Annotated in this window: 9 protein-coding genes; 1 reads left to right on the plus strand and 8 read right to left on the minus strand. The window is 68.9% G+C overall.

Annotation, left to right across the window (positions count from 1 at the left end):
• Positions 1 to 21: 21 nt before the first annotated feature.
• The 8 genes from AC4FS2_RS01255 to AC4FS2_RS01290 all read right to left on the minus strand — a co-directional run bounded on the left by AC4FS2_RS01255 (position 22) and on the right by AC4FS2_RS01290 (position 10,825).
• A complete protein-coding gene (locus AC4FS2_RS01255) occupies positions 22 to 2,550 on the minus strand; it encodes a DUF4082 domain-containing protein (protein WP_491176228.1) in 2,529 nt (842 codons plus the stop codon).
• 86 nt (positions 2,551 to 2,636) lie between these two features.
• Entirely contained in the window at positions 2,637 to 3,179 is a 543-nt protein-coding gene (locus AC4FS2_RS01260; RefSeq protein ID WP_491176230.1) for a VanZ family protein, read from the minus strand.
• Positions 3,176 to 4,204: a TolB-like translocation protein gene (locus AC4FS2_RS01265; protein ID WP_491176232.1), complete on the minus strand. Its 1,029-nt coding sequence runs from the start codon at positions 4,202 to 4,204 to the stop codon at positions 3,176 to 3,178. The genes AC4FS2_RS01260 and AC4FS2_RS01265 overlap by 4 nt, the downstream gene beginning before the upstream one ends.
• Positions 4,201 to 5,520, minus strand: a complete 1,320-nt coding sequence (locus AC4FS2_RS01270; RefSeq protein ID WP_491176234.1) for an MFS transporter — start codon at positions 5,518 to 5,520, stop codon at positions 4,201 to 4,203. Before AC4FS2_RS01270 ends, AC4FS2_RS01265 begins: the two co-directional genes overlap by 4 nt.
• 5 nt (positions 5,521 to 5,525) lie before the next feature.
• Entirely contained in the window at positions 5,526 to 6,095 is a 570-nt protein-coding gene (locus AC4FS2_RS01275) for a hypothetical protein (protein WP_491176236.1), read from the minus strand.
• Between the two features lie 221 nt (positions 6,096 to 6,316).
• Positions 6,317 to 8,146, minus strand: coding sequence for a glycosyltransferase family 2 protein (locus AC4FS2_RS01280; protein ID WP_491176237.1), 1,830 nt, complete (start codon positions 8,144 to 8,146; stop codon positions 6,317 to 6,319).
• A gap of 247 nt (positions 8,147 to 8,393) precedes the next feature.
• Positions 8,394 to 9,272 carry a WecB/TagA/CpsF family glycosyltransferase gene (locus tag AC4FS2_RS01285; RefSeq protein ID WP_491176239.1) on the minus strand — a complete coding sequence of 293 codons (879 nt, stop codon included), beginning with the start codon at positions 9,270 to 9,272 and terminating at the stop codon, positions 8,394 to 8,396.
• Between the two features lie 2 nt (positions 9,273 to 9,274).
• Positions 9,275 to 10,825, minus strand: coding sequence for a sugar transferase (locus AC4FS2_RS01290; protein WP_491176241.1), 1,551 nt, complete (start codon positions 10,823 to 10,825; stop codon positions 9,275 to 9,277).
• Positions 10,826 to 11,250: 425 nt separating this feature from the next.
• Between AC4FS2_RS01290 and AC4FS2_RS01295 the strand changes: the two genes are divergently transcribed.
• Complete coding sequence (locus AC4FS2_RS01295) at positions 11,251 to 11,799, plus strand: LPXTG cell wall anchor domain-containing protein (protein ID WP_491154201.1); 549 nt, start codon at positions 11,251 to 11,253, stop codon at positions 11,797 to 11,799.
• The last annotated feature ends 4 nt before the right edge of the window (positions 11,800 to 11,803 follow it).

Here is an 11,803-nt window from a genome sequence, read left to right on the forward strand (position 1 = left end):
TCCGAGGCGTTCGGGGACGGATCATTCGATCGCCACCCGGTAGATGTGGACCGTGTTCTCGGCCGCGAACCGGTCGGTGAACGTGCCGCCAGCCGCATCGAGGGTGCGGTTCTCGCCGACGACCTGGACCGCGCCGCTCAGCCCTGCCGGGAGGGCGAAGGACCTCTCGCCCGTGCCACCATCGGTCATCGCGAGAATGTAGGCAGCACCGTCGTACGCCTTGAGGGACGTGTCGAGGCCCTCACCGAAGCTCCACGTGTACGTGGGCGAGTTGATGACCGGAGCCAACTCGGCGACCCGCGCGTTGATCGCCGCAACGCCATCGCGGAGCCCCTCTCCGCAGTCGATCAGCGAGTAGTTCCCGCAGTCGTCGTTGTTGTTGTGCTGGAAGTACGCGATTCCGGCGGCGCCGTGGATGATGCCGTTCCAGACGGCGCCGCGGATCTGATCGACCGTGATCGTGCGCGCGCCGGCTTCCGTGAGGTATGGCTGCGCTGTTTCGACGAACACCCAGTTCGGCTTGGATGCCGCCGGCGCCATGAAGCTCTCCATCCGGTCCTGCTGCCACCCGTACGCGCCGGCGGACGACGGATTCTTGCCGGCGGGCCAGAAGGGGGATCCTCGGAACAGATCCTGGACATGGGGGCTCGTGTAGGCATACTTGTCGACGCTCGAGACGTCGACGAGCGCGAGGTGGTCGTCCATCGTGTTCGGCGACCAGTAACTACCGAGCACGCCGTTGCCGAAGTTGGCCTGGAGGAAGCGCCCGTCAGCCTTCGCGCGCATTTCGGCGACGTAGCCCTTCTGGATCTCCAGGCTGCCCTCCTCCCCGGCGGTACTGTCGCAGCCACCCAGGCCCATGTCGCACTCATCGCTGACGTGCCAGCCCACCACGAGCGGATCGTCGCCGACCTCGGCGTCGGTCCACTCGGACTGTGCCAGGACCGAGATGCCCTGACCGGTGATCGCGCTCACCCGCGAGCCGTCGTGTTCGGCGCCCATGAACGTGTTGATTCCGATATCGGCGAGGGCGCCGGCCTGGGACGGCTTGCCGAAGAACACCGAGATGGGGAAGAAGGACGCATCGGTCCAGCCGGCCTGCGTGGCCTTATCCCACTGCCCGTAGTACGCCGGGCCACCCCACCAGGCCTCGGTCGGTAGATCGAGCACCGACGTCTCCCCCGGAGCAGTCGGCGACTCGGAAGGCGACGGGGATGCCGTCGGCTCTGAGCTGGGCGTCGCTGTGCTGGTCGGCGTGGGAGAGGAGGTCTCGGCCGGGGCGAAGCGCACATCCACGTAGTAGTTGGAGTTGCGGAAGTTCTCTGTGGGGAACGCGCCGGACCCGTAGGCGTAGACACCCGCGCCCGCAGGGACCGAGAAGTACTCGTTATCGATGCCGACGTCGAAGTAGTGCTCGTCGGCCGAGTACAGGCCCTCCCGCGCGAGATAGGACACGGTGTACCGCTCGCCCGCGACGACCTGCACCGGCTCCGACAAGTCGGCTGTCTGCCAGCCTTCGCCACCACTGGCGGGGAAGTCCACGCGTGCGAGAGCGGTGCCCTCCGCGTTCCACAGGGTGCCCACGTGCGGACCGGTGTTGACGGCAGACCGGTAGAACCGCAGCGCCGTCACGGCGCCGGCGACCTTGGGGACGAACACCATTCCGACTTCCACCGACTCGCGGTCGGGGTCGACGGCCTGACCGGGCTCGGTCGTTTCGGGGAAGATCCCCTCGTCGGGGGCGCCCGGCACGGGCTCAGCAGTGACGATGGGCTCGGGCGTCGGCCCGCCCGTGGGTTCGGGCGCGCTGGTAGGCGCCGGTGAAGCCGTCGGTTCCGGCTCGACCGACGGTTCGGGGGTGGGCTCGGTGACTCCCGGTCGGAACGTCACGTCGACGAAATAGTTCGAATTGCGGTAGTTCTCCGTCGGGAAGGCGCCAGGACCGTACGCGTACACCCCTGCGCCGGCGGGAACCGACAGGGAGGCCGTCTCGAGGCCCTGTTGGAAGTCGTTCTCATCAGCGGCGTAGCGCCCCGTGGGTGCGAAGTAGGACGCGACGTATGTCACCCCTGCCACGACGGATACCGCGGGCGAGATCTCGGCGTTCTGCCATCCCACGGACGTGGCGTCGGCGAAGTTGATCCGCGCCAGCACCTCTCCCGCCGGACCCCACAGTGTGCCGACGTGCGGCCCGAGGTTTGCCGCCGTCTTATAGAAGCGAAGCGCGGAGACGGTCCCGTCGACCTTCGGTGAGAACCTCATTCCCAGCTCCACCGACCGCGTGTCGGGATCGACGGCCGTCTGAGGCGTTGTCGAGTCGGAGAAGACACCGGCCGGTGCGGTCGACTCGGGCAACGTCTGGGTTTTCACCATCGCGAGATTCACCGTCCCCTGCTGCAGCGCGAATGGCGCCGACGCCTCGGCGCCAGCGCTGCGGGGGACCGCATCCGATCGCGGTGTCGCCGCATCGGCGAACACGCTCACTGTCGCGGGCCTCTCCGCGGGCGAGGCATCGACGCCGGCGCGATGCACGACCAGCGATGCAACCATCAGCAGGGCCGTCGCCAGGGCGAGGCAGGTGAAAGCGAGGCTCGTGTGTAGCAGCCGCGCGTGTGACGGGGAAGGTGTGATTTCCATTAGGGGGCGCTCCACGGCTCGATGGCGTGCGTCGGACGCCCCTCCGGAGACCGTACCAGCGTTGACCCCGCTTGTCCCGGGATGCTGGTCCTTTTCTCGCGTCGGCGACGCGCGGCCCGCACGGCCACGACGAGGGCGGAACCCACCGCAGCGCCCAGCACGTTCGCCAGAACGTCGCGTGCGCTCGCCATGCGACCCGGCAGCAGGATCTGTGCAAGTTCCGCGCCCGCGGACAACATGACCGCCGCCCCGACCCCCGCCCACGCGGAACGGAACCCGAGCGTCACGAGGACGCCGAGTGGCGCGAACAGGACGACATTGGCGCCGAACTCCACCCATCCCTGCCGTACCGCGGCGATTCCCACGTCGTCTCGTAGCCAGGCGGTTGTCGCCGTGACGAGTCCCTCCGGGGAAACGGGGGAGAGGAGGATCACGATCGCGCCCATGAGATAGATCGCCAAGGCGGCCAGTACCCAGGTCGATCGCCCTCTCCGGCGAGACGGGCGGACGGTCACCGCCGGCAGCCCGGCGTCGCGGCTCATGAGTCGCTCCGAACGACCGAGGGCGACCAGGCGTGCTCGATGAAAACAGTCGGGTCACTGGAGCCGTCGGCGGCGAGCTGCCACACGTCGGTGTCACCGACGGCGCCCTCGCGCGGCATCCCGTACAGGATGGTGTCGGCGTCGAGCCACTCGATCTGGTCGTCGATGCTGCGGGACTCCGGGAGGACGGTCACCTCGCCGGTGGCGAGGTCGTAGATCGCCGGCGTCCACCGCACGCCCGCGCCCGAACCGGAGGTGACCCGTTTGAAGGCGACCCGGGTGCCGTCCGGTGAGACGGACGGGCACTCCACGTTCTCCGCCAGCGTCGTGAGCGTGCGCGCGGAGATGTCGCCGCGCACCAGGTAGGTGGCCCCCGAAGCCGTCAGACCCACCGTGGCGTAGAAGGTGGTGTCGTCGACGAAGGTGACGCCCCAGAAGTTGCGATCCTGCGGCGTGGATGCGGCCCCGTCGACGAGGAGACTCCACTCCTCGAGGTTGCCCATGCTCTCGCCACCGGCGGTGCGGATGACGGTCTCGGTGGAGAAGCCCACCGTGGCGTAGGAGTGCCCGGTCACGAACGACGTCGTCGCCACGAGTGACCCGTCCGCCGAGATCCGGGTGCGGCTCGGGATGCCCGGGAGCGGCCACTGCTCCAGCTGCTCGCCGTCGCGTGAATACAGCGTCGCCGAGTACGAGGGGACGATGCCGCGTTCGATCCGCAGGCACGAGAGCTCGACGTCCGTCGCGTCGACGCGGTCGCACGCCACGCTGTCGACGACCCGCGTTCCATCCGGATCCGACAACGGGACGCGCGCGATGTGCCCGTACCCCGACCCGGAGGCGGTGTTGCGGAAGACGACGTGATCTCCGTCGATCTCGTCCCCGGCGCCCGCGACGTCGACCGCACTGGGAGCTTGCGCACGAGCCTGATACTCACGCCACGCGAAGATCCCCACGACCGAGGTCGCCGCCAGCGCCGCGCACGAAACGATCGCCACGATCATCCACTTGCGCCGATCGTTCACGCCCTCACCGCTTTCGGAGAGGTGAGGAGGGGCCGCAGGAGGAGGGCCACGCAGGGGATCGCGATCACGAGGACTCCCGCGACCACGAGCATCGAAGCCTCGCGTCCGATGGCGAACCACAGCAGGCCGAATCCGGCCGCGGAGATGAAGCGCGCGATCGCCACGACCGTCTGCGCGGCCGCGATGCCCGTGCCACGGGTCTCCGGCGTCGTCAGCTGCGCGGCCAGCGCCGCGAGCACTCCATCGGTCGCGGCGTAGAAGGCGCCGAGGAACACGAGGCAGAGGATCGTGGCGGCGATGTCGGCGACCGGCAGGGCGGCCATGACGTACGTCGCGAGGAGTGCGAGGTGGCCCAGCACGAAGACGCGAGCGCGGCCGATCCGGTCCGCCAGCTTGCCCAGCGGGAGGGCGAAGGCCAGGAATGCCACGTTGGTTCCGACATAGAGCAGAGGGAACCACTGTGCGGCGAAGTCGCTCCGCGCCTGCAGCACGAGGTAGATGAACCCGTCGCCGATCGTCATGAGGCCGAGGATGCCTGCCGCGGCCAGGACGCGACGAATCGGACCGCGCGTGATCACCGACCATGCGAAACGCTCCCGCTTCGGACGTGGCTCGCCCGCGGGACGCGCCTCACGGCGGCGGGTGCGGACATTCGGAACGACGAGGGCGAGGATGACGACCCCGATGGTCGCGAAGGCCAGCGACGCGACGAACACGGTCAGGTAGCCGTCGGGGATCACCAGCAAGATCACGAACGCGATGAGCGGTCCGAGCGCGGCGCCGATGTTGTCCAGCATCCGGTGGACACCGAACGCCGTACCCAGCTTCTCCGGATCACTCGTGGCGGTGATGAGCGAGTCGCGCGGGGCGGTGCGGATGCCTTTGCCGATGCGGTCGGCGGTGATGACGGCGGTGAGCGCGGCGAACCCCGAGCCGAAGAGGAGCCCGACGCGGGCGACGGCCGCGAGGGCGTAACCGACGAAGGCCACCCACTTGGGCTGGTCGATGCGATCGGAGGTGTAACCGCCCGCGATGCGCACGAGCGCGCTGACGCCCTGATACAGGCCGTCCAGCACGCCGAACGCGATCGTCGAGAGCCCCAGGACCCCGGTGATGTAGAGCGGAAGGATCGCCGAGACGGATTCGGACGAGATGTCGGTGAGCAGCGAGACGATACCGAGCGTGACGACCGTCGATGACACGGTGCGGATGCCCGCGGGCTTGCGCTTCTTTACCGTCGGGGCGTCTGCGCCTTCGGGCGACGCCGGCGTGCCTTCGTCTTCGGACGCGGGCTTGTTCGTGAGCGAGATGTACATTGCCGTCAGCCCGCTCTCAGCACGCCGAAGATCGTGTACACGGTGCCGGTGCCGGAGGCGTCCGCAGACACCGTCACCGAGGAGAATGCGTCGGTGTAGGACGCAGCTCCGGCCTCCGCGACCGACGTGGGTGTGAGTCCGAGCCCGGCCCACAGCGCGCCATAGTGGGCCAGGATGTCCTCACCCGAGGCGTCGGACCTGGCGACCAGGGTGAACTGCAGAACCTCGTTCTCCGTCGCCAGAGACGTATCGAGCACGTCCGATCCGTCCACCGGGGGCGCCAGGTCAGCGGGATACCCATCCACGACTGCGCCCTGCGCAGACGCGGGGGTGGGAAGCGGGAGAGAGACGCGTGGAGCGGCGCCCTCGCGTGGCGGGAGGCGATCGTTCGGCGCCGTCGACTCCGTCGGCGTCTGAACTTCGCTGCCCGTCGTCGGCGTCGCCCCAGGGACAGGCCCGCTGGTCTGTGCTGCCACGGGCTTTTCTCCCGGCGCAACGGGCGCCACGAGGAGCCAGGCGCCGACACCGAGGCCGAGGACCACGACGACTGCCGTGACGACCAGTGTGCCGCGCATACGCGGCGTCAAGATGCGCGAACGCGCAGATATCCCCATCGAGCAGTCCCCAGTCCCCACACGAAAACGCAGCTCGAGCGCCGTCGTGATTTGCCCCAAAGTGATCGATTCCCCCCGGAACCTGATCACCACTTAGGGGAAGTGTACCGTCTCGTGTGGGCCAGCGGAAGCCGTCGACCGGATTCCTCGCTCGCTGTTCGACGGCCGTGAGCCGAGCGAGCTCAGCCGGCGTCCACCAGAGAGCCAGGGGTCGATGACCTGCGGGATGTGTCGTCGCGCTCCCATCCGAGGGAGCCCCGGCGCGCGGCTTCCCGCGCGCTGCGTCGCGCATCCACGGCGAACGCGGCGTAGATCGCAGCGTCGGTCGCCGAGAGCGGCCCGCGAACGCTTCGGGCCAATTCCCGTGCGCTGGACGACCCCGTATCCACGCCCTGCTCCGCCGGCCCGCGCCGCATGCGCCTCAGGACGCGACGCAGCGCCCCCGCGTGACGGGGAACGGACACGATCACCGGTTCGGTCGCGGGGAAGACCTTCTCCGCCGGCGTGAAAAGAAGGTCGACGTAGAGGTCATCGGCGGTGAGCGCGGGGAAGCGGCCGAGCCGCTCGTGTCCGGCGCGGCTGACCGCGTACACCCCCGCGCCCCACAGGGCCGACGAGGTCGACGACATCCGTTCGCGTGCCCGGTAGTACGCCCGCACGAGCGGCGAGGCACCATCCAGATCCAGACGGAACGACGGGCGACCGGCGAGGGCGGTGCCCTCATTCAGCGCGGTGGCCACGACGGCGAGGGCGTCCGCTGTCACGACGATGTCGGCGTCGAGGTAGAACCTCGGCCATAACGTCGCGTGTGCATCGCCCAGGTTCAGAGCGGATGCCTTGGAAGCCTCGTCCGTCTCCACCACGCGCACACCGGCGAAGGCGCGGGCGCGCTGCGCAGTGTCGTCGGTGCAGCCGTTGCAGACGACGATCACCTCGACCCGGCCGGCAGCAGCCAGTGGGGCGAGCGGCGTGAGCGTGCGCTCGATGATCCCCGCCTCGTTATGGGCGGGGATGACGATCGACGCCGGGGGAAAGGCATCCGGCGGCAGGGGATCCTTGCGGCCGTGCGGCAGCGCGTGCCACCGCGTCCTCGTCCACAGCGCCCAGCGTGAGCGTGCATTCGCGGGGCTACGGCGGAGCTGCTCGCCGACGATGACGGCCGCGCGGAACGCCGCGGCGGACAGCGGGCGATGCTTCTCCATATACCGGACGCGATTGACGGTCAGAAGCGCGTTGAGGTCGGGCGAGGCCCCCGAGCCGCCTCGACGATGCGTCGCCGCGGCGGCGGGCTCGAACAGAACGAGCCATCCCGCGTCGCGGAGGCGGCGCTGGAAGTCGGTCTCCTCCGAGTAGAGGAAGAAGCGCTCATCCCAGTCGCCGATGACCGCGGCGGCCGGGGCGGAGATCAGCAGTGCGGCGCCCGTGGCCCAGTCGACCGGGTGCGCCCAGCCGTACTCGGCGGGGTCACGAACGTATTCCGACAGCGGAGCCGGCCGAGCCTGCCAATAGCGGCCGATCACCGCGTCGGCGGCGGCGCGCAGCACAGTGGGTTCGCGGCGCAGCGAGAAGTACACCGACCCGTCCTCGTCGCGCAGCAAGGGAACGACGGCGCCGATCCGCGGGTCGCTGCGCAGCCGCCGCAGCATGCGCGGGATGGCGCCGGCGTCCAGGCGCAGGTCGGGGTTGAGGATCAGGATGGAATCGGCCTCGCCCACGTGCTCCATCGCCACGTTGATCGCGCCCGAGTACCCGATATTGCCGCCGGTGCGAACCGCGACGACATCCGTGTGCTCGGACAGCATCGCAAGGGTGCCGTCCTCCGACGAATTGTCGGCCACGATCACGCGTAGACGCGTGGACCGTGTCTCGCGCCTCAGGTCGGGAAGCAGCTGGCGGATGTCATCCGCGCTGTTGTACGACACGACGACGACGGCCACGTCGACCCGTTCATCCCTATAGAAGGAGTCGTCAGCAGCGATGTGGGTGTTGTTGCTCAATTGTTCCTCGTTCACGATCGCTGTCCTTTTTTCGATGACCCTGCCGTTGCATAACGCAACGAGCCCGCGCAGACGTCGCTGCATGCGCTCCCCATGGGTCATCCCCGTTCTCTTCTTCACATGCCCCTGTGGTGAGTCCGGGCGGGTGAGGGGCACACCCGCCCGGACCTTTAGTGCACTCGGGTGGGTGAGGGGCGCACCCACCCGAGGCAGCTGAGGAGGCCGTGCGGGATCGGCCCGCACGGCCATGTCAAGTGGCGACTCATGCCCTCTTGGGGAAACGCGACCGCCGCACGGCCAGATAAGCCGGCGGTCCTTCGATGAGATACCGGCGGGCAAGTCGCCGTGGCTCGAGCATGAGCCGCCACATCCATTCGAAACCGGCCTTCGCCACCCAGCGCGGTGCGCGTGAGACGCGCCCGGCCAGGAAGTCGACGACTGCTCCGAAGGCCAGCAGCGTCCCTGCGCCGGTGGCCGAGCCATACCTGTCGATCCACTCCTCCTGCCTCGGCTTACCGAGGCAGACGATCAGGATGTCGGTGCCCGCGGCACGGATCTCCGTGGCGATCGCCCGCGAGGCCTCCGGGTCGGCCAGCACTTCGCGCGGCGGGGTCCAGTGGCCCGCGAAGCGCGCGTTCGGCCAATCCCGCGACATGCGTTCCCGCAGCGGCGTCGTGACGTCTTCCGATCCGCCGAGCACGGCGACCGAGAGGCCGCGACGGTCGGCGTTGTCGAGGATGCCGGAGATGAGATCGCTGCCGGCGAGGCGCGGGACGTCCTCGTGCACCAGGCGCTCGGCCTGGGAGGCGATCGGTGCGCCATCGACGAGGTGCAGCCACTCCACCCCTGAGTCGCCGAGCTTCCGCCGGCCGTGACCGAAGTGGTGCACGTGGTCGAGGTTGATCGACGAGACCGCCAGGGGCGCGGGATGCGGCGGCACGGCCGACTGCGTGATGATCTTCAGTGCGCCGACCTCATTCGTGACGTGCACGGGGCAGGTGGCGATGTCGATGCGCGGCAGTCCGTCCAGCCGATGCGAGCGCTCGGGCGGTGCTGTGTGCATCCCGCCGACGATCACCCGGGTACGTTCTGTCGCCAGTGATCGCCTCGTCGCGACCGGTGTGGGCTTGTGCAGAGTCATTCCTAGTACGCTCCCGTTCCGCGGAACATGACCTTCGCCGTACGGGCGATGATCATGAGGTCGGTCATGACCGACCAGTTCTCGACGTAGTGGAGGTCGAGCCGGACGCTCTCCTCCCAGGACAGGTCGCTGCGTCCGCTGACCTGCCAGAGCCCTGTGATGCCGGGCTTGATGTAGAGCCGGCGGAACACCGGCCCGTCGTAGTCGCCGACTTCGCTCGGCAGCGGCGGCCGAGGCCCGACGACGCTCATCTCGCCCCGCAGGACGTTCCAGAACTGCGGCAGCTCGTCCAGCGAGTACTTGCGCAGGATTGCTCCGACGCGTGTCACGCGCGGGTCTTTGCGGATCTTGAAGAGCGGCCCGGCACCCTCGCTGCTCTCGATGAGCGCCTTGAGTTCCTGTTCCGCCGTCGTCCGCATCGTGCGGAACTTGACGATGTCGAACTCGCGTCCGTCCTGGCCGACGCGGCGCTGGCGGAAGAACACGCCTCCGGGCGAGTCGAGCTTGATGAGCAGCGCCACGAAAGGCGTCAGGACCGCGATCGGAATCAGCGCCATTACGGCGATAGCGAGGTCGAGTGCCCGCTTGTATGCGTGACGTGCACCCTCGAAGGTCGGGATGCGCACGGAGATCAGCGGTAGGCCGACGACCTGGCGGAGTGAGATCCGGGGGCCCGCCACGTCCGTGAGCTGGCTCGAGAGAACCAGATCGGCGGCGGTTCCCTCCAGCTGCCACCCGAGACGGCGGACGAAGTCCGGGTTCTCCAGGTGGCTGGCGACGATGATGGTGTCGGCGCCGAGGTCCCGTGCCACCTGGGCAGCCGTCTCCGGCGTGCCGTAGGTGCGGTAGGTCCGTGCGCTGACGACCAGCTCGGCGGCGGAATCCCCATCCAACGCCGTCCCTACGACGTGGAAGCCGAGCTGGCCGTCGCGTTCGAGAGTTCCGATGACGTGCGCGACGTCGGCGCGACGTCCCACGACGATGGCGCGCGACACGTACCGACCCGTGCGCCGTTGCGCGACGAGCCAGCGGCGCCAGCGCCACCGAGCCGCGAGCAGCGCGAGCAGGCCGAGCGGCAGTGCGATGACGAGCTGGCTGCGCAGCCCCTGCCACTGGAACACGATGAAGGCGATCGCCATGATGCCGAAGGCGAGGCCTGTGGCGTGGGCGACCCGCTTGTACTCGGTGCTGCCTGCACCGGTGATGCGGGGTTCGCGAGTCTGAAAGGCGGAGAGCATCAGCAGCCAGACAGCGGCGCTGGCCAGCGGGATGCGGGCGAGGACCCACGGATCTTCGACGAGCACCCCCGGTGCGGAGGCCATCAGCTGCACGACCGAGGCGATGCACGCGACGGCCGCCACCACGACGGTGTCCGTCACCCGCAGGCGCAGGCGGTAAGCCCGCTCCCACGTCAGCCGACGCTCGAGCGCAGGCGTCGCCCGCGGTCCGACGGCGAGACCCCACGTCGGCGGGCGGCGGACTGTGAGGTCGGCGATAGCCGGAACGGATGCGGGCAGCGCGCTGCCGCGCGCCCCGATCTCGATGGCGGTCACGATCGCGCCTCAGAACAGCGCGGCGGTCCCTCTACGCGTTCCCGCGCACCGTCGACGGCGCACGGTCGCGCACCTCCGACGGTGCGCGGGTACGCCAAATAACGTCTCCCCATGGACGTTGTCCCCAATTTTCCCCAGTGAGCGGGCCCAATCCCGCTTGTGCACCTGAGGTGACCATGTTCCCGACCCCAGATCGGGAGGTCTCGCACCCCCGACCCCTCGGAGATACGACCTCGACATCTTGCGATACCTGGTGCGGGATGAATACAACCACAGGTTTGGTCGCGGCGAAAGTCCATGTCGCGCCACCGGCGTGTCGCGGCGAGATTGCTCTCGCGACGAGTTTCACGGTACAGTCTCGATTCTGCAGGCACTCCGCTGGGGAGTTGAGCGCCTGCGCAGCCTATTGGGGAGGGGCAATCCGCATGCGAACAATCGCAGCGGCCATGCTCGTCGGCGTGCTTATGGGAGCACCGCTGGCGGCTGGCGTCGCATCAGATTCCAGATACACACCGACCGATCCGTCGGCCGCCACATTGGCCGGCTCGGCAGTCGTCATGGAATGCCGGTCAGGCGATCCATGGATCGACTATCGGGTTCAGGTCACCGATCCGGATGGGGCCATCGTCGGCGGCAACGCCGAGCTGGTCCTCGAACGGGGCAGCCGGTCGACCACCGTGGCGCTGGGCGCGCTGTCGGACGGCACCGTCGCCGGGCAGGTTCGCTGGCCCGCGGATGCGGTCGCCGATGCCGCGTCCGATTCGTCGATCACCGCTGTGCTCCGTGTGGAGCCGTCCGTGGCACCGGACCTCCGCGTGCCGCTGACGCTCAGCGAATGCGACTCGGTCGCATCGTCGGCGACACTGCCGCTCACAGGCCTCGCGGCTTGGGTGCCGATGCTCGGCGTGGTCGGCGCTGCCCTGGTGGCAGCCGGCGTCACGCTGGGCGTTGTTCGCCGGCGACGCGCAGGCTGACGGT

Source organism: Microbacterium sp. Z10_103 (genome assembly GCF_058310455.1).